This window comes from Phytopseudomonas flavescens, from assembly GCF_900100535.1.
Classification (GTDB): Bacteria; Pseudomonadota; Gammaproteobacteria; order Pseudomonadales; family Pseudomonadaceae; genus Aquipseudomonas; species Aquipseudomonas flavescens.
Genome location: NZ_FNDG01000005.1, coordinates 231,275 through 249,536, shown reverse-complemented (window position 1 = coordinate 249,536; position 18,262 = coordinate 231,275). Strand labels below are relative to the sequence as shown.

18 protein-coding genes and 1 pseudogene are annotated in these 18,262 nt (G+C 62.8%); 8 read left to right on the top strand and 11 right to left on the bottom strand.

Annotated elements, in window-relative coordinates:
* Positions 1 to 113 precede the first annotated feature (113 nt).
* A complete protein-coding gene (lipA, locus tag BLR94_RS08905; RefSeq protein WP_084304397.1) occupies positions 114 to 1,166 on the bottom strand; it encodes a lipoyl synthase in 1,053 nt (350 codons plus the stop codon).
* Between the two features lie 128 nt (positions 1,167 to 1,294).
* Complete coding sequence (locus tag BLR94_RS08900; protein ID WP_084304396.1) at positions 1,295 to 1,690, bottom strand: RidA family protein; 396 nt, start codon at positions 1,688 to 1,690, stop codon at positions 1,295 to 1,297.
* Between the two features lie 126 nt (positions 1,691 to 1,816).
* Here BLR94_RS08900 and BLR94_RS08895 point away from each other — a divergent pair, with 126 nt between their 5' ends.
* Positions 1,817 to 2,767, top strand: a complete 951-nt coding sequence (locus BLR94_RS08895) for a LysR family transcriptional regulator (RefSeq protein ID WP_084304395.1) — start codon at positions 1,817 to 1,819, stop codon at positions 2,765 to 2,767.
* Positions 2,768 to 2,801: 34 nt separating this feature from the next.
* Positions 2,802 to 3,404, top strand: coding sequence for a pseudouridine synthase (locus BLR94_RS08890; RefSeq protein ID WP_084304394.1), 603 nt, complete (start codon positions 2,802 to 2,804; stop codon positions 3,402 to 3,404).
* Positions 3,405 to 3,411: 7 nt separating this feature from the next.
* Here BLR94_RS08890 and BLR94_RS08885 read toward each other — a convergent pair whose 3' ends face one another.
* Complete coding sequence (locus BLR94_RS08885; RefSeq protein ID WP_084304393.1) at positions 3,412 to 3,870, bottom strand: hypothetical protein; 459 nt, start codon at positions 3,868 to 3,870, stop codon at positions 3,412 to 3,414.
* Between the two features lie 440 nt (positions 3,871 to 4,310).
* Between BLR94_RS08885 and BLR94_RS08880 the strand changes: the two genes are divergently transcribed.
* On the top strand, positions 4,311 to 5,687 hold the full coding sequence (locus BLR94_RS08880; RefSeq protein WP_167359726.1) for a sensor domain-containing protein: 1,377 nt from the start codon (positions 4,311 to 4,313) through the stop codon (positions 5,685 to 5,687).
* Here the strand turns inward: BLR94_RS08880 and BLR94_RS08875 are convergent.
* The 5 genes from BLR94_RS08875 to BLR94_RS08855 form a co-directional block, all read right to left on the bottom strand.
* Positions 5,671 to 6,063 carry a globin gene (locus BLR94_RS08875; RefSeq protein ID WP_084304391.1) on the bottom strand — a complete coding sequence of 131 codons (393 nt, stop codon included), beginning with the start codon at positions 6,061 to 6,063 and terminating at the stop codon, positions 5,671 to 5,673. The genes BLR94_RS08880 and BLR94_RS08875 overlap by 17 nt on opposite strands.
* Before the next feature lie 194 nt (positions 6,064 to 6,257).
* Positions 6,258 to 6,737 (bottom strand): Lrp/AsnC family transcriptional regulator, encoded by a 480-nt coding sequence (locus BLR94_RS08870; protein ID WP_042554872.1) that lies wholly within the window; start codon positions 6,735 to 6,737, stop codon positions 6,258 to 6,260.
* Between the two features lie 322 nt (positions 6,738 to 7,059).
* Positions 7,060 to 8,772, bottom strand: coding sequence for a D-lactate dehydrogenase (dld, locus tag BLR94_RS08865; RefSeq protein WP_084304390.1), 1,713 nt, complete (start codon positions 8,770 to 8,772; stop codon positions 7,060 to 7,062).
* Positions 8,773 to 8,775: 3 nt separating this feature from the next.
* Positions 8,776 to 9,915, bottom strand: a complete 1,140-nt coding sequence (lldD, locus tag BLR94_RS08860) for an FMN-dependent L-lactate dehydrogenase LldD (RefSeq protein ID WP_084304389.1) — start codon at positions 9,913 to 9,915, stop codon at positions 8,776 to 8,778.
* A 158-nt stretch (positions 9,916 to 10,073) separates the two neighbouring features.
* The gene (locus BLR94_RS08855; protein WP_084304388.1) at positions 10,074 to 11,759 is read right to left on the bottom strand and encodes a lactate permease LctP family transporter; all 1,686 of its coding nucleotides are present in this window, start codon (positions 11,757 to 11,759) and stop codon (positions 10,074 to 10,076) included.
* 302 nt (positions 11,760 to 12,061) lie between these two features.
* Between BLR94_RS08855 and BLR94_RS08850 the strand changes: the two genes are divergently transcribed.
* Positions 12,062 to 12,829 carry a GntR family transcriptional regulator gene (locus BLR94_RS08850; RefSeq protein WP_084304387.1) on the top strand — a complete coding sequence of 256 codons (768 nt, stop codon included), beginning with the start codon at positions 12,062 to 12,064 and terminating at the stop codon, positions 12,827 to 12,829.
* 255 nt (positions 12,830 to 13,084) lie between these two features.
* On the opposite strand, the gene smpB is transcribed toward BLR94_RS08850, so the two are convergent.
* Entirely contained in the window at positions 13,085 to 13,567 is a 483-nt protein-coding gene (gene smpB / locus BLR94_RS08845) for an SsrA-binding protein SmpB (RefSeq protein WP_042554876.1), read from the bottom strand.
* Positions 13,568 to 13,840: 273 nt separating this feature from the next.
* Here smpB and BLR94_RS08840 point away from each other — a divergent pair, with 273 nt between their 5' ends.
* Together BLR94_RS08840 and BLR94_RS08835 are read left to right on the top strand one after the other, a co-directional pair.
* On the top strand, positions 13,841 to 14,278 hold the full coding sequence (locus BLR94_RS08840) for a type II toxin-antitoxin system RatA family toxin (RefSeq protein ID WP_084304386.1): 438 nt from the start codon (positions 13,841 to 13,843) through the stop codon (positions 14,276 to 14,278).
* Entirely contained in the window at positions 14,268 to 14,597 is a 330-nt protein-coding gene (locus BLR94_RS08835) for an RnfH family protein (RefSeq protein WP_084304385.1), read from the top strand. The genes BLR94_RS08840 and BLR94_RS08835 overlap by 11 nt, the downstream gene beginning before the upstream one ends.
* A 96-nt stretch (positions 14,598 to 14,693) precedes the next feature.
* On the opposite strand, the gene BLR94_RS08830 is transcribed toward BLR94_RS08835, so the two are convergent.
* Positions 14,694 to 15,203 carry an outer membrane protein assembly factor BamE gene (locus tag BLR94_RS08830; RefSeq protein ID WP_084304384.1) on the bottom strand — a complete coding sequence of 170 codons (510 nt, stop codon included), beginning with the start codon at positions 15,201 to 15,203 and terminating at the stop codon, positions 14,694 to 14,696.
* Between the two features lie 96 nt (positions 15,204 to 15,299).
* Here BLR94_RS08830 and fur point away from each other — a divergent pair, with 96 nt between their 5' ends.
* Positions 15,300 to 15,713 carry a ferric iron uptake transcriptional regulator gene (fur, locus tag BLR94_RS08825; protein ID WP_042554880.1) on the top strand — a complete coding sequence of 138 codons (414 nt, stop codon included), beginning with the start codon at positions 15,300 to 15,302 and terminating at the stop codon, positions 15,711 to 15,713.
* A 69-nt stretch (positions 15,714 to 15,782) separates the two neighbouring features.
* On the opposite strand, the gene recN is transcribed toward fur, so the two are convergent.
* Entirely contained in the window at positions 15,783 to 17,456 is a 1,674-nt protein-coding gene (recN, locus tag BLR94_RS08820; RefSeq protein ID WP_084304383.1) for a DNA repair protein RecN, read from the bottom strand.
* 173 nt (positions 17,457 to 17,629) lie between these two features.
* Here recN and grpE point away from each other — a divergent pair.
* Positions 17,630 to 18,199 (top strand): annotated as a pseudogene (grpE, locus tag BLR94_RS08815) (nucleotide exchange factor GrpE); the annotation flags it as partial.
* Positions 18,200 to 18,262: the final 63 nt, after the last annotated feature.

Genomic DNA, 18,262 nt, shown 5'->3' with positions numbered 1-18,262 from the left:
CCCGGGTTACCGACTGACATTGGTCGGGGTCGCTCTGGCGGCCATCCGCTGCAGTGCCCCAACTGACGCCCGCGTAGACCGGGGCGCCTGGCGGGAAGGCATAAGCCTTTGCATCAATTCACGTTGAGTGCGGGAATCAGGCTGCTGTCGATCTGCTGGCCAGGTACCGGCACGGGCGCTGCCAGGCCCAGATTGTTCTTCTCGAATACCTTGTCCGCCCGATAGCTGGAGCGTACCAGCGGACCGGCCGCCACTTCCATGAAACCCATGCGCAGGCCGATCTCGCGGAAGCGGTTGAACTCATCCGGGCTGACCCAGCGCTTGACCGGCAGGTGATTGCGTGTCGGCTGCAGGTACTGGCCAAGGGTGAGGATATCCACGCCCACGGCACGCATATCTTCCATCGCCTCGAACACTTCATCGTCGGTCTCGCCCAGGCCGAGCATCAGGCTGGTCTTGGTGAGCACGTCCGGACGATGGCGCTTGGCGTGGGCCAGCACATCGAGCGTCTTCCGGTAGCCGGCGCGAGGGTCGCGTACTTCGCGGGTCAGGCGATTGACTGTCTCGACGTTCTGGGCGAACACCTCGAGGCCGGAGTCCACCACGCGCTCGATGGACGGCAGGTCGCCGTCGAAGTCGGGCGTCAGCGCTTCCACCACCACGTGTGGCGTATTGGCCTTGATCGCCTGTACGCAGGCGGCGTAGTGCGCGGCGCCGCCGTCTGGCAGGTCATCGCGATCCACCGAGGTCAGCACGATGTAACGCAGCGCCATCAGCTCCACCGACTTGGCGGTGTTCTGCGGCTCTTCCTTGTCCAGCCAGCCGTTGGGGTTGCCGGTGTCCACCGCGCAGAAGCGGCAGGCGCGGGTGCACACCGAACCCATCAGCATGATCGTCGCCGTACCGTTGGACCAGCACTCGCCCATGTTCGGGCAGTGGGACTCCTGGCAGACGGTGCTCAGGCGGTGCTCGCCGACGTTACGCTTGACCGCTTCGAAACGGCTGCCGCCCGGCGCCTTGACGCGCAACCAGCTCGGCTTGGGCTCATAGACCTTGGCTTCAGTCGAGGCACGGCGTTTCTGGCCGTCCTTGATCGCGGTAATACCCTGCGCGGTACGGAATTTGTCGCCGCTGGCAACGGGTTTGGGCGAGGCGGTATCGGGCATCGAAAATCTCGGCTCCGGTAGGGGCTGCTGTGGCGGATCGGCAGCTTCTGGCTGCCGCAAAGTGTATCACACACCGCCGCGGCAAGCGCCTGACCGTCCACCCCCGTTGCCGCGTGCAGGGCCGTCGGTCAGGCCGTTGGCAGCTTGGCGATCACCTTGATCTCGAACTGGAAGCCGTACAGCCAGGTCACGCCCACGCAGGTGATGTTCGGATGCGGTGCCTCGCCCCAGTATTCTGCAACGACCTCCCAGATGGTCTCGAAGCGTTCTTCAGGGTTGACGATGAATACCGTCACGTCGACCACGTCATCGAAGGTGCAGCCTGCGGCGGCGAGAACCGCGTTGAGGTTGTCGAACGCCAGGCGAACCTGAGCTTTCAGATCCGCCTCGGGGGAGCCGTCGGGGTGGCTGCCGACCTGGCCGGATACGAATAGTAAACCATTGGAGCGTACGGCCGGTGAATAGCGGTTGCGTTCATAGAGGGCCTGGCGGCCTGCGGGGAAAACCACGTCGCGAGTAGTCATGTCGGTTCCTGTGGGCATTGGCCCCGTTGCAGTGATGGGCTCACTCTAGGAGTGCCGACCTGCTGGATAAACCGGCCTGTTCGATCAACACTGTTTGGGAAATCCAAACAATCACTGGCTGACAACATGGATCGATTCGATGCGATGAGGGCCTTCTCCCGTGTTGTGGAGGCTGGCAGCTTCACCAAGGCGGCGGACACGCTGCACATGAGCAAGGCCAGCGTCACGCAGCTTGTGCAGCAGCTCGAGGCGCGGCTGCGGGTACGGCTGCTGAACCGCACCACGCGCAGGGTCAACGTCACTGCCGACGGCGCCGCCTATTACGAGCGGGTGGTGCGTCTGCTGGCCGATATGGACGACGCCGAAACCAGCCTCTCGAACGCCACCAGCATGCCCCGTGGGCGGCTGCGGGTGGACGTGCCCAGCCCGTTCGCGCGGATGATCCTGGTGCCGGCGTTGCCAGCCTTCCATGCACGCTACCCGGATATCCAGCTCGATCTCGGGGTGAGCGACCGTCTCGTCGATCTGCTGGGTGAGAACGTCGACTGCGTGATCCGTGGCGGCGAGATCACCGATCAGTCACTGATGGCGCGCCGTGTCGGCGACCTGCAATCGGGTGTCTATGCGGCTCCCAGTTACCTGCAGCGCTGCGGCACTCCCGTGCACCCGCAGGAACTTGCCGATAGTCACCATCGCATCGTCGGTTTCAAGCGGGCGCGGGGCGGCAAGCTGTTTTCCTACCTCATGCACCGCGATGGCGAAAGCCTGGACGTGGAGGGGCGCTACGTGCTGGCGCTCGACGATGGCAATGCCTACCTGGCAGCCGGGTTGGCAGGGCTGGGCGTGCTTTGGTTGCCGAACTACATGTCGCGCGAGCACCTGCAGCGCGGCGAGCTGGTCGCGGTTTTCGAGGGCTGGCGGTTCGAGCCGATGCCGATGTACCTCGCCTACCCGCCGAACCGCCACGTCAGTGCCAAGCTGCGGGTGTTCATCGACTGGGTCATCGAGTTGATGGCGCTGCACGCACCGGTCATCGACCGAAGTGGGCCGGCTACAGGCGCCGATCCTTTGCGGTAAACTGCGCGCCCCGCTTTGCCGATGGCTTCGTTGCATGTCCCGACCGTCCCGCCCGGCGTCACGCCCCTATCGTGTGCCCAAGGCGCCGCCCGCCGAGCCGCGCCTGATCCTGCTGAACAAGCCGTTCGACGTGCTCACCCAGTTCAATGACGACCAGGGCCGCGCCACGCTCAAGGATTTCGTCGCCGTGCCAGGGGTGTATCCGGCAGGGCGACTGGATCGCGACAGCGAAGGGTTGCTGCTGCTCACCAACGATGGCCAGTTGCAGGCGCGGATCGCCGACCCCCGCCACAAGCTGGCCAAGACCTATTGGGTGCAGGTCGAAGGGGAGCCCCGTGCAGAACAGTTGCAGCAATTGCAACAGGGTGTGCAGCTCAATGACGGGCCGACCCTGCCAGCTGAGGCGCGTCTGCTCGATGAGCCTGCGCTATGGCCACGCAACCCTCCGGTGCGCTTTCGTAAAAGCGTGCCGACTGCCTGGCTGGAGCTGGTGATCCGTGAGGGGCGCAACCGTCAGGTGCGGCGCATGACCGCCGCCGTAGGGCTGCCAACCCTGCGCCTGGTGCGCGTGCGTATCGGTCCTTGGGCACTGGACGGCTTGCAGCCGGGTGAATGGTGCGAGGCGCTGCTCGACTGAGCGTCGCTCAGTCGCTGCTGCCTTCCAGCCTTTCCTGGGCCGTGTGCGCAAGTCGCTCGTTGAGCAGGTGGGCCTGGCCGCGCTCGGCCTGCACGCAGGTGGTGATCAGATCCCGAATCAGCTTGCGGCGGGTTTCCGAGAGTTCCAGAAAGGCATTGATGATCTCTCGCTCCTGATTGAGCAGGAGCTCGTGTCGCTGTTTCTGGTTGTCGATCCGCGTGGAGACCTCTTCGCCGAATCGCAGGGTATGGGGGTCGATGTTCAGCCATTCGGCCAATACCAGCAGCTTGTCTTCCGTGGGCAGGGTTTCGCCCTTCAGCCAGCGGCGCACTCCGTGCAAGGTCACTGGCCTGCCCCAGTAGCGCAAATTGAATTCACGCTCCAGCACTGCAGGTTTCGGAGCATAGCCAGCGTTGCCAAGCGCTGTGCGCAGGCGAGCGGCGAATTTTTGGCGAGTCTTTTCCATGCCCGAAACACTACGGAGGATAGGGTGGGCGTGGCGTAACAAGTCGTGAGGCTTCAGTTAACTTGGTTACGTGACTTTTGGTTACGCTGCATGCTTTCATGGTGCCATGACGGGAGATCAAAGTCGTGCTCCTCTCATGGTCATTGACAACCGGCGTCATGGGCCTCCAGTGCCACTGGAATCGGGCGGTGCATACGCTGTGCCGGGCGCCATGATCGGCCTGTCGTTCATTTATCGTCGTCATGATGGTTCTGGCTGCTCGATGTTCATCTGACCGGGAGCGCGGCAAAGCGTCACGACTTTTTGAACATGCCAGCGGGGTTGAGTACCAGGCCTCGCCCAGCCTCCCGGTGACTGCATGGATATCCGAGGGGCTCGGTTCTGGCGTGGCCGGTGTACGCCTCGCGGAACGCAGAGCCCAAGCAATGGAGGGAGGTGGCGTGAGCGCAGGAAATGATTGCCGGGACAAGGCCGCCAGCGGGCACGTCGAAGGCTCGCGCTTCGATGTAGACGCCGTGCTGGCGGTCATCTTCGAGCTGACGGCCGACTGCATTCTGCTTAGCGACGCCCAGGGCAGGCTTCGAGCCCTGAGCCAGGGCGCGTGTGAGGCCTTCGGTTATGGGCGCGGGGAAATGCTCGGTGAACCGGTCCAGTGCTTGCTGAGCCAAGTGCCTGGGCTTCCCTGGAGCGAAACCGGCGAGGATTCGGGCGATCGTGAATGGTGCTGCGCGGGCATACGCCGCGACGGCAGTCACCTGCCATTGCGCCTGCGCAGCAGAGTGCTGGTGGCGGGCAAGCAGCGGCGCTGCCTGTTCATCTGTGATGAGCCCGGCGAGTGCCGTCGCCTCAGCGAGCAGAGCCGTTTGCCGGGGCTGCGAGAGCGATTGGCCGCTCATCCCGATTCGCGATACGCCACCCAGCTCGTCGACGACGAGCCCAGGACACGCCGGCAGGGTCGGCCACTCGCCAGGGAAGTCGCCAACCTGGACGAGAGGGCCGCGAGCGAGCAGGCCGAGCACACTCGGCAGTTGGTCACCAGGTTGAGTCAGGCTGTCACTCGTCGCGAGCTGGAGTTGCATTACCAGCCGCAGTTCGCTCTGCACAGCCTGGAGGTATCGGGCATGGAGGCGTTGCTGCGCTGGCGTGATGGCGCGCGAGGGCTGGTCGCCCCCGGGCAATTCATTGGCCTGGCCATCGAGCATGAGCTGATGCCGGAGATCGGTCGCTGGGTCATTCGCAAGGCCTGTGAGGACGCCAGGTACCTGGCTGAATGTGGGCTGCTGGATGTAGGGGTGGCGGTGAATGTCTGTGCCTCGTTGTTCGGGGAAGCGGACTTCTTCGATTTCGTGCATGGCACGCTGGCGCAGACCGGGCTGACGGCGGATCGCCTCGAACTCGAGATCACCGAGGATGAGGCGATGAAGAGCCCGCAGTGCATCCAGGCCCATGCCCGCCACCTGCGCGAAGCGGGGGTTCGCCTGGCCATGGATGATTTCGGTGTGGGTTATTCATCCCTGGGCCGTTTGAGAAGCCTGCACTTCAGCAAATTGAAAATCGACCGCTCGTTCGTGCTCAGGTTGCCGTGCAGTCGGCATGACGAGGCGATCATTCGTGCCGTCCTCAGCCTCGCCGATGACCTGGGCATGCAGGTGATCGCCGAGGGGGTGGAAAATCAACGCCAGCTCGACTGTCTGCGTGCGCTGGGCTGTAGCCATGGCCAGGGCTTCTGGTTTGCGCGACCCATGCCGCTGGCCAGGCTGATCGAGTGGCTGCAGCAACGACGCGACGGTAACGAAACGATCAATACTGCGCCTTGATCACCGCGATGCCTTGGCGCAACACACCCAGCCAGGCATGGCGCGTTTGCGGGGCGTAGTGAGGATCGTGGCGGGCGATGGTCGCCAGCAGTGAGTCCACCCACAGATCGTAGAGTTCTGGGCGGATATCCATGGCGGCACGTGCGTGGGTGCAGCCCAGGGCGCGCAGTTTGCTGTCCGGCATGCCGCGGGCATGCATGACGAGGTTGAGGATGCCCTGGCGCAGCAACAGCTTTTGCGCAGGCATGTCGGTATGCGCGAACTTCTCGCGAATCGCTGGCGAGCTGTCGAGGAAATGTCGATAGAAATCGTCGAAGAAGGCCGGGCTGGCACAGCAGCGTCCGTAACTCTGCATGACGCAATCGGTGGCGTTCATGTGTTTCTCCAATAGGGCGAGGCGATGGCAACAGGGGGGCAGCGCGGCAGGCCGTTGCCGGGCGACTGCATGGCCAATGGCAGGCATGTGCGCGTCAGGACTCGCACAAGCAGTTGTCAGCAAGGCACAAAAAGCGTGTGGATACTACACGCTGGCATGCTCCGATGCGTAGCTCCCTATTGGTCGTATGGTCTTTAGCTGCGCAAGTGCTGGAGTGGTAGCTGCGTGCTGGAGAGGATCTGCTGCAGCACGAAGCTCGAGCGCACGCTGGAAACGCCATCGATGCGGGTCAGGGTGCCGAGCAGCAGCTTCTGGTAGTGATCCATGTCGGGCACCACCACCTTGAGCTGGTAGTCGGCGTCCATGCCGGTGACCAGGCAGCACTCCAGCACTTCGGGGCACTTGCGAATCTCTTCCTGGAAATGCTCGAAGCGCTCGGGCGTGTGGCGATCCATGCCGATCAGCACGTAGGCGGTCAGGCTCAGGCCAAGTTTCTTGCGATCGAGCAGGGCGACCTGCTGCACGATATAGCCGTCATCCTCCAGTTGCTTGACCCGTCGCGAACAGGGCGAAGGAGACAGGCCGATGCGCTCGGCCAGATCCTGGTTGGACAGGGTCGCGTCGCGTTGCAATTCGGCGAGAATGTTCAGGTCGTAACGGTCGAGTTTGTTCATGTTTAGGCTTATTTATGGTTTGCTTGCGCTATATGTTGATTGATTGGCGTAAAATTGCGCAAGTGCTAATTATCGGAGCAATGTTTGCAATTTATGGTCGCGCCGGCGGGCGTAAGCTTTATCTCAGTTTCAAGGCCCGGACGACAGGTCCACCCGGCTCGCCCAATCAGGAGAGCTGGCGCCGCCGACCCCACCGGGTCGTCACGGCACCCGGGTCCGCACTGCCCAACCAGGCGGGCGAGGAAGGCGGCGACAGAATTGCCAGCACAGGACAGCTACGAAAGGGGAGGCCGAGAGGTCTCCCCTTTCTTCTTTGCGTGTCTCAATGACCGCCGCAGCACTTCTCCCAGTGCTTCTTCTTCGATGTCTGGCCGATGCCCGGGTTGAAGGCGTTGGTCGGATCCAGCTCGCGGTAGAAATCCGCCAGCGCCGGCTTGGCGATATACAGGTGACCAACGTTGTGTTCGGCCGGGTACTCGGCGCGGCGCTCATCGAGTAGCGTCCACATGGCGTGCTCCATGGCGATCGGATCGACGCCCTTCTTGACGATGTAATCCTGATGGAACACGTGGCAGAAGAAATGCCCGTAGTAGAGCTTGTGGATGATCTGCTCTTGCATCGCCGCCGGCAGCGTCTCGACCCAGTCACGGTCATTGCGACGCAGGGCGATATCCAGGGCGAGGATGTCTTCGACGCTGCTGCGGTGCGCCTCACGGTAGCGAATCGCCGCGCCGGCGATGGCGAAGCGGTGCAGGAATGCCTTGCGGCCCTCGTCGGCGTCGCATTCGAAAAAGGCGCCGCTGCTGCGTTGCCCGAAGTATTCGCTCAGAAAGACGCGGGTCTGCTCCAGGCTGTCGTTGGCCACCCGGACGAGCAGGTGATGCTCATAGCGGTCGCGGTATTGGCGCATGCGCAGTGGCAGGTGGCTGGGCAGCAGATTCATCAACAGCTGAATCGCTCGGTCACTGATGCCTCGTAGGCCGAAGCGCTCGAAGAAGCCATCGACACGGCTCTTCAGTGCGAAGGCCGCAGGGACCCTGGCGGTGCCGAACCTGTCGATCAGCAAAAAGGTATCCTTGCCGTACTTTTCGCCGATATCGAAGGCAGTGCGGTGAATGTATTCACCGGCAATCGGCAGGCTAGGTAGCTGGCTGAGCAGGTGGCGGCGCACCTCGGTGAGATCGTGCGGGTCGCTGCTGCCGATATAGAAGACGGTGCTCGGCTCCTTGGGGAAGGTATCCAGGCGCACGGCGAACAGGCACAGCTTGCCGGCCGAGCCGGAGGCCTCGAACAGCCGCGACGGATCGGCGTTGAAGCGCGCCGGGGTATCGGCATCCACGTCCCGCACGTGTTCGCCGTAGCGCCCGTCCGAAGCCTTGCCAGTGCCCTCGTTACTGATCTGAAGCGGGCTGTAGTCGCCGCGCTGCAGGCGGCTGAGGATTTCCTCGGGGCTGTCGCCCAGGTCGATGCCCAGGTGGTTGACCAGTTCCAGGGTGCCGTCTTCCTTCACTTGCGCATACAGCGCCAGTTCGGTGTAGGCCGGGCCGCGGCGAACCAGCGAGCCGCCTGAGTTGTTGCACACGCCGCCGAGTACCGAGGCGCCGATGCACGAAGAACCGATCACAGAATGAGGCTCGCGGCCGAACGGTGCCAACGCCTGTTCCAGACGATCCAGTGTGGCGCCGGGCAGGCACACCACCTGCTCGCCATCGTTGATCAGTTGCACGCCGGTGATGCGCAGGGTGCTGATCAACACGATTTCGCGGTCGTAATCATTGCCATCTGGAGTCGAACCGCCGGTCAGGCCGGTGTTGGCCGCCTGCATGATGACGATGCGGTCGGCTGCGACTGCTGTTTGCAGTACCTGCCATTGCTCCAGCAATGTGCCGGGGCGTACGACGGCCAGTACGTTGCCGGCGCCGGTGCGGTGGCCCTTGCGAAAGCGGCGGGTGCTCTGTTCGTCGGTGAGCACATGGTCTTTGCCCACGGCTTCGCGCAGGGTCGCCAGCAGGGTGTCGCGGCTGATCGAAGCCATGGCTCAGCGCTCCCTAACCAGCGACTCGGCACTGATCTGCGCAATGGATCTGGCACCGGTCAGCACCATGGCTACGCGCATTTCCTTGTCGATCAGGCTCAGCAGGTTGCTTACCCCGGCGCCGCCGGCGGCAGCCAGTGCGTAGACGAAGGCCCGGCCGAGCATCACGGTATCGGCACCCAGGGCGATCATGCGCACCACGTCCAGGCCGCTGCGGATGCCCGAGTCGGCGAGGATCTTCAGGTCGCCCTTCACCGCGTCAGCGATGGCCGGCAAGGCGCGGGCACTGGACAGTACGCCGTCGAGCTGGCGCCCGCCGTGGTTGGAGACGACGATGCCGTCGGCGCCGAAACGTACCGCGTCGCGGGCATCTTCGGCATCTAGAATGCCCTTGATCACCATCGGGCCGTCCCAGAACTCGCGGATCCATTCCAGATCCTTCCAGGAAATCGACGGGTCGAAGTTGGCGCCCAGCCAGCCGATATAGTCGGCCAGGCCGGTGGGATGGCCACGATAGGTGGAAATATTGCCCAAGTCATGGGGCTTGCCCAGCAGGCCGACGTCCAGGGCCCAGGCCGGGTGAGTGAAGGCTTGCAGCATGCGGCGCATGGCGGCGTTGGGACCGCTCATGCCTGAATGGGCGTCGCGGTAGCGGGCGCCCGGCGTTGGCATGTCGACGGTGAACACCAGGGTGGTGACGCCGGCCGCCTTGGCGCGTTCCAGGGCGTTCTTCATGAAGCCGCGGTCTTTCAATACGTACAGCTGGAACCACATCGGGCGGCTGATCGCCGGTGCCACTTCCTCGATCGGACAGACCGACACGGTAGAGAGCGTGAAAGGAATGCCCTTGTCGGCCGCGGCCTTGGCTGCCTGCACTTCGCCACGGCGGGCGTACATGCCGGTAAGCCCGACGGGTGCCAGTGCCACTGGCATCGACAAGGTCTCGCCGAACAGCGTGGTCTCGAGGCTCAGCTCGGACATGTTCTTCAGTACACGCTGACGCAGGGCGATGCTGGCGAGGTCCTCGACATTGCGTTTGAGCGTGTACTCGGCATAGGCACCGCCGTCGATGTAGTGGAACAGGAATGGCGGCAGGCGGCGCCGCGCGGCGGCGCGGTAATCGGTGGAGGCAGAAATGATCATGGCTTGATTCCGTGTCTGGGCTGACGCGTCAACCGGGTGTCAGCGACAAAACCCTGGCCTTGCCGAGGGCTTTGCATGTGTTGCGGCGGTGTTCGATGGATCTATCTTCTCGCCTGGATTTCAGAGGGCAGCGCTCCATGCGCCGCCCTGCCAACGGCTCAATGCACCAGCATGCCGGTGAGCCAATAGGCCTGCACCAGCGTGATCAGGCCGACGAAGGTGGCGAAGATCAGGCTGTGCTTGAGGGTGAAGCGGAACAGGTCGGACTCCTTGCCAACCATCCCGGTCGCGGCGCAAGCCACGGCGATGGATTGCGGCGAGATCATCTTGCCGGTCACGCCACCGCTGGTATTGGCGGCCACCAGCAGGGTGTCGCTGACCCCGATCTGGTGCGCGGTGGTGGCTTGCAGCGAGCCGAACAGGGCGTTGGAAGAGGTGTCCGAGCCGGTCAGGAAAACCCCGAGCCAGCCGAGGAAGGGAGAGAAGAACGGGAAGGCCGCACCGGTGCCGGCGAGTACCAGCGCCATGGTGGTCGACATGCCCGAATAGTTGGTGACGAAGGCGAACGCCAGCACCATGCCGATGGACAGGATCGGCCAGCGCAATTCGTAGAAGGTCTCCTTCAGCGTGGTAAGACCAATTTTGAAATTGATCTTCAATACCAGCATCGATAGAACTGCCGACAGGAAGATCGCTGTGCCGGTGGCCGAGATCGGGTCGAGTTTGAACACGGCCGCGATGGGCGTCGGGCTGGCGACGATCGGCGCGACCTTGACCACCAGTTGGTCTAGGTACGGAATCGGCAACATGAACACCAGGTTTTCCAGTGCGCCGCCTGGCGCGAACAGGGCCTTGAAGGGTTTCAGCGTCCACACCGTGACCATGGCGGTGAGAATCAGGAACGGCGACCAGGCCTTGAGGATCTCACCCAGGCTATAGGGCGACGGCGTGGTGCTGCGTACACCGCCGAACCCGCCGGCCACGGCCGCGCCACCGGAAACGCCGGTGATCTGGCTGTCGGCGGCGCGCTTGGGCTGCCAGACCTTGAGGAACAGAGTCAGGCATACCAGGCTGACCAGGGCCGAGGTGATGTCCGGCAACTCCGGGCCGATGTAGTTGGAGGTGTAGTACTGGGTGATGGCGAAGCTCACGCCGGCGACCAGGGCAGCCGGCCAGGTTTCCTTGATGCCTTTCCAGCCGTCCATCATCGCCACCAGCCAGAACGGCACGATGATCGACAGCAGCGGCAACTGGCGGCCGGTCATGGCGCCGATCTTGAAAGCGTCGATGCCGGTGACCTGGCCGGCGACGATGATGGGAATGCCCAGTGCGCCGAAAGCCACCGGTGCGGTGTTGGCGATCAGGCACAGGCCGGCGGCGTAGAGTGGGTTGAAGCCAAGGCCGACCAGCAGGGCAGCGGTAATGGCCACTGGTGCGCCGAAACCGGCAGCACCCTCCAGGAATGCGCCGAACGAAAACCCGATCAGCAGCACCTGCAGGCGCTGGTCGTTGGTGATCGACAATACCGAGCTGCGGATGACTTCGAACTGGCCACTCTTGACCGTCAGTTTGTACAGGAACACGGCTGCGACGATGATCCAGGCGATGGGCCAGAGGCCATAGGCGAAGCCGTAAGCGGCGGCGGCCAGGGCCTTGTCTACCGGCATGCCGAATGCGGCGATGGCGATGATCACCGAGAGCGCCAGGGTGATGCTGCCCGCTACGTGGCCTTTCAGGCGGAACACGGCAAGGGCGAGGAAAAAGAAGATGATCGGAACGACGGCCGCCAGTGCGGACAGGCCAAGGCTGCCGAGCGGCGTGTACAACTGTTGCCATGTTTGCATGGTGAAGGCTCGCTGATTGTTGTTGGTAGTGCCGGGTCGCAAGCTGCCAGTGGGGGTGTCGGGGACGGCAGGTGGCGCTGCGACCAGATCGTTATTATTGGTAAGACCAATTTACAAATTAGCAGAGTCAGGATAATTTCTTTTCTGCGGGTGCGTCAATTTGTGTCATTGCTACTTTGGTCGCAGGTGCGTAGTCAGGCGTTGCGCTTGTGGTAGCACGGGGCTCTGGTTAGGCTGCACGGGGTTTCTGGCGGACGACCGATCTGGCGCCGTCTTCGCGGTGCAGTGGAGCATTGAAAAGCATGAATTTTGGCCCGGTGCGGCAGAGGCGACTGTCCGACGACATCGTTGCGCGCCTCGAAGCGATGATCCTCGAAGGCACCCTGAAAGCCGGTGAACGTCTTCCGGCCGAGCGCGTGCTCGCCGAACAGTTCGGTGTTTCCCGGCCGTCGCTGCGTGAAGCCATCCAGAAGCTCGCCACCAAGGGCCTGCTGAGCAGTCGGCAGGGTGGTGGCACCTACGTCTGCGAGAATCTCGGTTCGACGTTCAGCGATCCGCTGCTGCATCTGCTGGAAAGCAATTCCGACGCCCAGCGCGACCTGCTGGAGTTCCGCCATACCCTGGAAGGCTCCTGTGCCTATTACGCCGCGCTGCGCGCCACCGATGTGGATCGCCAGCGCCTGGGCGAAGCCTTCCAGCGACTGCAGGATTGCTATGCGCGCGCTGGCGAAGTGACGCGTGCCGAGGAAGGTGTAGCCGACGCCAGCTTCCACCTGGCGATCGCCGAGGCTAGCCACAATGCCGTGCTGCTGCACACCATCCGCGGACTGTTCGACCTCCTCAAGCGTAACGTGGTGACCAACATCGGCGGCATGTATGCCATACGTGGTGAAACCCGCGGCATGCTCAACGCGCAGCACCGGGCGCTTTACGAGGCGATCGTCGAAGGGCGGGCGGAAGATGCGCGGGCCTTGTCGAACCAGCATATCGACTACGTTCAGGAAGTCCTGGCCGACGTGCTGCAGCAAGAGGTCCGCGAATTGCGCGCGCAGCGGCGCCAGGGGCTCTAACCAGGCCTGGGCATTGTCCTGGGGCGGCGCTCCGCTCAACCCGTGTTACGGGGCTGTGGTTCCACAAAACGCGTAGGGTAATGGCGCGAAACGCCAGTCGACAGGTTGCCAGATAACCCACCGAGCGATATCCGGCCAGTCCCATGGGGCGTCGAGGTGCGTAATAAGTCGGCTGGTTGACGGATGAGGGGGCGGCTGACCCACCCGGCAGGCAATGCAGGTGGATCGATACAACAGCTCTGCCGGGAGCTGCCGTTACTCGTCCTTGCCTTTGCTGCGCATGGCCCGTTGCACTTCGCGGTCGGCGTCGCGCTCTTTCTCGGTGTGGCGCTTGTCGAAATCCTTCTTGCCCTTGGCCAGGGCGATTTCGCACTTTACCAGATGCTGCTTCCAGTACAGCGACAGGGCCACGCAGGTGTAGCCTTTCTGCTGTACGGAACCGAACAGCTTTTCCAGTTCGCGTTTGTTCAGCAGCAGCTTGCGCGTACGCGTTGGATCGGCGATGACATGGGTGCTGGCGGTTTTCAGTGGCGTGATGTGGCAACCCATCAGCCAGGCTTCGTCGTCCTTGAGCAGCACATAGCTGTCGACCAGTTGCGCCTTGCCGGCACGCAGACTTTTCACTTCCCAGCCGGCCAGCGCCAGGCCGGCCTCGAAGCGGGACTCGACGAAGTAGTCGTGCATCGCCTTCTTGTTCTGCGCGATGCTGCCTTGCGGGTGTTTCGTTTGTTTAGCCATAGGCCGCGCATTATATGGAGTATGGCGTCGGCGCGCCATTCATCCTCATGATAAAAGCAGGGGGTCTTTGAAAGCGGTGGCCCAATCCGAAAGGTTCCGATGTGGTCGGGCGGCTGCATCAGCGGGGCGATGGCCGTGGTGCGCTTGAGCCCTTGCGGTGAATCCTCGACAATGTGTCCACTTCTCGTCTTGCGGTCGATGCTCGTTGGTATGCCGTATCGCCCTGCGACATCGCGGTCATGCGAAGTCGCCAACCGTGGAAACCCTATTGTTATGAGCACTCATATCCAACGCTCGGCCTTGCTGCCTTATCCGGCGCAGGCCCTGTATGACCTGGTCAACGATGTTGCGCGCTACCCGGAGTTTTTGCCTTGGTGCGCGTCCAGCGAGGTGCTCGAGGCCAGTGACACGCACATGCGCGCCAGTCTGGAGGTGGCCAAGGCCGGGATGAGTCAGCGATTTACCACCCGCAACGTGCTGGTGCCGGGTCAGTCCATCGAATTGAATCTGGAAAGCGGTCCTTTCGAGAATCTGCATGGGCAATGGGCATTCAAGGCACTGGGTGATAAAGCCTGCAAGATCAGTCTCGACCTGACGTTCGATTACGCCGGGCCGATCATGCGCGCGACCCTTGGCCCCTTGTTCAATCAGGCAGCCAACACCATGGTCGATGCATTCTGTCAACGCGCCAAGGAACTTCATGGCCAGTGAGTGGGTGTCGGTGGAGGTGGTCTTCGCTGCGCCCGACAGGCAATTCCTTTTAAGTCTGCGGCTGCCTGCCGGCAGCACGGTACGCCAGGCCGCGCTGCAATCGGGATTGCAGGAGCACGTTCCCGGTATCGATCTGGCCGGCGCCCCCCTGGGAATATTCGGCAGGACGGTGGCATCGCCCGAGACCCGCCTGCTGGAAGAGGGCGATCGCGTCGAAATCTACCGGCCGCTGCTCGCAGATCCCAAGGAGGTGCGCAAGCGTCGAGCGGCCCAGGCTGCCGAGCGGGCAAAGCTGGCGGGAGAAAGCGACAGGCATTGAAGCGGGAAAATGGGCGGGGCAGGCGAGGCGCTGCGACCTGCTCGAACACGACGAAAAAGCCCCGGCACTGGCCGGGGCTTTTTTGTGCGGGAGCACTTACTGGGGAGAAGTTTCCAGTGGCTCCGGCGTCGGTACCGGTACGCTTTCGACGTTATCCACATCGCGCTGGATCTGCTCGAGCAGCGAGCCAGGCGCTGCCGGTTCATCCTGTTGCTGGGTCGGTGCCGTCTGTGGCGCGCCGTCGCGGCCGAGGATGGCATCATCACGGCTGACGCCCGGCATGAAGTCGCCGGAAAGACCGACCAGTTGATCGTCGCCGTTGAATACGACGCTTACACGCTCTTGCTGACGTTGGCTGCCGCCTGCCTGCATGCTGTACAGGTAATCCCAGCGGTTGGCATGGAAGGTGTCGGTCAACAGAGGGTTGCCCATGATAAACCGTACTTGGCGTCGGGTCATTCCCGGCCTCAACTGGTCTATCATGTCCTGCGTGACGACATTGCCCTGTTGGATGTCGATTTTATAAACCCCGGGGAATGAGCAACCGGCGAGTGCGATGAGCCCCATGAAGGTGAGGCTGGTCAGCAGGAGTTTGGTTTTTTGCATCGGTGGGCGTCTTCCACTATCTTGGCTGGGCAACGTAAACCCCGATCATACCCGCAATAAGGGAAGCTGCGAAGCGCTTCCGCGAGAAAGCAGACCATGGTTGAAAATAGCGAACTCCGCAAAGCTGGCCTGAAAGTGACCCTGCCACGGGTCAAAATCCTGCAGATGCTCGACTCTGCCGAGCAGCGCCACATGAGCGCAGAGGATGTTTACAAGTCTCTGATGGATGCCGGTGAAGACGTCGGTCTGGCTACCGTCTACCGGGTTCTGACCCAGTTCGAGGCGGCTGGCCTGGTGGTGCGCCACAACTTCGACGGCGGCCATGCCGTGTTCGAATTGGCTGATGGCGGTCACCACGATCACATGGTGTGCGTGGATACCGGTGACGTGATCGAGTTTTTCGATGCCGAAATCGAAAAGCGCCAGAAGGAAATCGTTCGTGAGCACGGTTTTGAACTGGTCGATCACAACCTGGTGCTCTATGTACGCACCACGGGTGTTAAAAAGTAACTAGCAGCCCGCATGAAAAAGGCGACTCCGGGTCGCCTTTTTCATGCCTTTAATAACCTGTTGTGAATGCTAGCTCTGCGCGTTGCTGACCAGCTTGCGGGCGTGGGCCAGCGACTCCTCGGTGAGGTCGATGCCGCCGAGCATGCGGGCAATTTCCTCGACGCGGTGCGCATCACTCAGTTTGCTGACAGCCGTGCGGGTCGCGTTATTACCGCGCACCTTGTGTACGAACAGGTGCTGGTGGCCCTGGGCGGCGACCTGGGGCAAGTGGGTGACGGTGAGTACCTGGCCGCGGTTGCCCAGGCGGCGCAGCAATTGGCCGACGACTTCGGCGGTAGGTCCGCCGATGCCCACGTCCACTTCGTCGAACACCAGCGTCGGTACCCGTGAAGTCTGCGCGGTGATCACCTGGATCGCCAGGCTGATGCGCGACAGCTCGCCGCCGGAGGCCACCTTGGCCAGTGCCTTGATCGGTTGGCCCGGGTTGGCGCTGACCAGGAACTCCACCTGCTCGAGGCCACTGACGGTCGGCTCGCTGCTGGTGTTTTCCTGCAGTTGAATGCTGAAGCGCCCGCCGGGCATGCCCAGTGTCTGCATTTCCTTTTCCACCGCCTTGCTCAGCTTGCCTGCCGCTTTCTGCCGGCGGGCGCTCAGCTCGGCGGCCTTCTGCTGATAATGCCGGCCATAGGAGGCCAGTTCTTCGCTGAGGCGTTCGCTGGCCTGGTCATCGGCATTCAGGCCTTCCAGCTCATCGAACAACTGCTGCTGCATGGCGGGCAGCTCGCCGGGCTGGATGCGGTGCTTGCGTGCCAGGGTGTAGATGGTGTCCAGGCGCTCTTCCAGTTGTTGCTGGCGCTGAGGGTCGGCCTCGAAGTGATCGAGAAAACGGTTCAGTTCGCCCACCGCCTCTTCGACCTGGATCTGTGCGCTGGCCAGCAGGTTGGCGGCTTCGTTGAGCGGCCCCGGTTGGCCTTGCACGCCACCGAGTCGGCTCAGGCTACTGGTCAGGGCGGACAACACGTTGCCGGCATCGCTCTCGCTGCATTGCTCGATGACCTGGCGGCAGGCGGCGAGCAGGCCCTCGGCATTGGTCAGGGCCTTGTGGTCCTGTTCGAGTTGCTCCAGCTCGTTGTCGCCGAGGCCGAGGTTCTCCAGTTCTTCCAGCTGGTAGCTGAGCAGTTGATGGCGCGCACGCTGCTCATCGCCCAGGGAGGCGAGGCGTTCCAGTTCGCTGCGGGTCTGCTTCCAGCGTTGCGCGGCCAGATGCACCTGGCGGGCCAGCTCTTGGGCGTTGGCATATTCGTCGAGCAGGCGGCGATGGGTGTCGGTCTTGAGCAGCGACTGATGCTCATGCTGGCTGTGGATGTCGATCAGCAGCTCGCCCAACGCCTTGAGGTCGCCAAGTGGACAGGGCGTGCCGTTGATATAGCCACGCGAGCGGCCCTCGGCGGTGATCACGCGACGCAGAATGCAGGGGCCGTCAGTGTCCAGATCACGCTCGGCGAGCCAGCTGTGGGCTTCGGGAATGTCGCCCAGGTCGAAGCTGGCGAGGATGTCGGCCTTGTCGGCGCCGGGTCGCACTACGCCGCTGTCCGCGCGATCGCCCAGAGTAAGGCCGAGGGCGTCGAGCATGATCGATTTGCCAGCGCCGGTTTCGCCGCTGATGACGCTCATGCCGCGATCCAGTTCAAGATCGAGATGTTCGACGATGGCGTAATTGTGTACGGACAGGTGCACCAGCATGGCGAGGCCTCCCAGGGTTTGTCTGGTTATTTATACAGTGTTTTGTCTGCGGGTGGCAATCCTGCGCCTTCCGTCGCGCTGGATGCCGGTGCGCCCCTTGAAACCCCATGAATCGTCCTTATATAGGCGGCAGACGCGCGAGTTGAGGCTCGTCGAATCATTCAGAGGAGAAATGCATGGCTGACGAACAGAACCTGGATCCGCAGACTTCCGAGGCTGAAGCGAATGACGCCGCGCTGGGTGAAGACCTGGCTGTTCGCGTTCAGGCGCTTGAAGAGCAACTGGCGGCTGCGCAGGATCAGTCGCTGCGCATGGCTGCCGATCTGCAGAACGTGCGCCGCCGCGCTGAGCAGGATGTCGAGAAGGCGCACAAGTTCGCTCTCGAGAAATTCGCCAACGACCTGTTGCCGGTGGTCGACAGCCTGGAGCGCGGTCTCGAGCTGTCCAGTGCCGACGACGAGTCGATCAAGGCGGTGCGCGAGGGAATGGAGCTGACGCTCAAGTTGCTGCTCGACACCCTCAAGCGCCACCAGCTGGAAGCCATCGACCCGCATGGTGCGCCATTCAATCCGGAGCACCATCAGGCCATGGCCCTGCAGGAGAGCACCCATGTCGAGCCGAACAGCGTGCTCAAGGTGTTCCAGAAGGGCTACATGCTCAACGGTCGCCTGCTGCGCCCGGCCATGGTCGTGGTCAGCAAGGCACCGGCCGAGACGCCGCCGTCCATCGACGAGCAGGCTTGAAATCGGCGGGCGAGCCCCCATCTATTAAGTCAAGCGTATTAGTGCTACCGCAGCGGTCACGAC

What these genes read in the sequence shown, in the direction of transcription:
- lipA (WP_084304397.1), bottom strand. Translation starts at nt 1,166, where the DNA reads ATGCCCGATACCGCCTCGCCCAAACCCGTTGCCAGCGGCGACAAATTC.
- BLR94_RS08900 (WP_084304396.1), bottom strand. Translation starts at nt 1,690, where the DNA reads ATGACTACTCGCGACGTGGTTTTCCCCGCAGGCCGCCAGGCCCTCTAT.
- BLR94_RS08895 (WP_084304395.1), top strand. Translation starts at nt 1,817, where the DNA reads ATGGATCGATTCGATGCGATGAGGGCCTTCTCCCGTGTTGTGGAGGCT.
- BLR94_RS08890 (WP_084304394.1), top strand. Translation starts at nt 2,802, where the DNA reads ATGTCCCGACCGTCCCGCCCGGCGTCACGCCCCTATCGTGTGCCCAAG.
- BLR94_RS08885 (WP_084304393.1), bottom strand. Translation starts at nt 3,870, where the DNA reads ATGGAAAAGACTCGCCAAAAATTCGCCGCTCGCCTGCGCACAGCGCTT.
- BLR94_RS08875 (WP_084304391.1), bottom strand. Translation starts at nt 6,063, where the DNA reads ATGAACGCCACCGATTGCGTCATGCAGAGTTACGGACGCTGCTGTGCC.
- BLR94_RS08870 (WP_042554872.1), bottom strand. Translation starts at nt 6,737, where the DNA reads ATGAACAAACTCGACCGTTACGACCTGAACATTCTCGCCGAATTGCAA.
- dld (WP_084304390.1), bottom strand. Translation starts at nt 8,772, where the DNA reads ATGGCTTCGATCAGCCGCGACACCCTGCTGGCGACCCTGCGCGAAGCC.
- lldD (WP_084304389.1), bottom strand. Translation starts at nt 9,915, where the DNA reads ATGATCATTTCTGCCTCCACCGATTACCGCGCCGCCGCGCGGCGCCGC.
- BLR94_RS08855 (WP_084304388.1), bottom strand. Translation starts at nt 11,759, where the DNA reads ATGCAAACATGGCAACAGTTGTACACGCCGCTCGGCAGCCTTGGCCTG.
- BLR94_RS08850 (WP_084304387.1), top strand. Translation starts at nt 12,062, where the DNA reads ATGAATTTTGGCCCGGTGCGGCAGAGGCGACTGTCCGACGACATCGTT.
- smpB (WP_042554876.1), bottom strand. Translation starts at nt 13,567, where the DNA reads ATGGCTAAACAAACGAAACACCCGCAAGGCAGCATCGCGCAGAACAAG.
- BLR94_RS08840 (WP_084304386.1), top strand. Translation starts at nt 13,841, where the DNA reads ATGAGCACTCATATCCAACGCTCGGCCTTGCTGCCTTATCCGGCGCAG.
- BLR94_RS08835 (WP_084304385.1), top strand. Translation starts at nt 14,268, where the DNA reads ATGGCCAGTGAGTGGGTGTCGGTGGAGGTGGTCTTCGCTGCGCCCGAC.
- BLR94_RS08830 (WP_084304384.1), bottom strand. Translation starts at nt 15,203, where the DNA reads ATGCAAAAAACCAAACTCCTGCTGACCAGCCTCACCTTCATGGGGCTC.
- fur (WP_042554880.1), top strand. Translation starts at nt 15,300, where the DNA reads ATGGTTGAAAATAGCGAACTCCGCAAAGCTGGCCTGAAAGTGACCCTG.
- recN (WP_084304383.1), bottom strand. Translation starts at nt 17,456, where the DNA reads ATGCTGGTGCACCTGTCCGTACACAATTACGCCATCGTCGAACATCTC.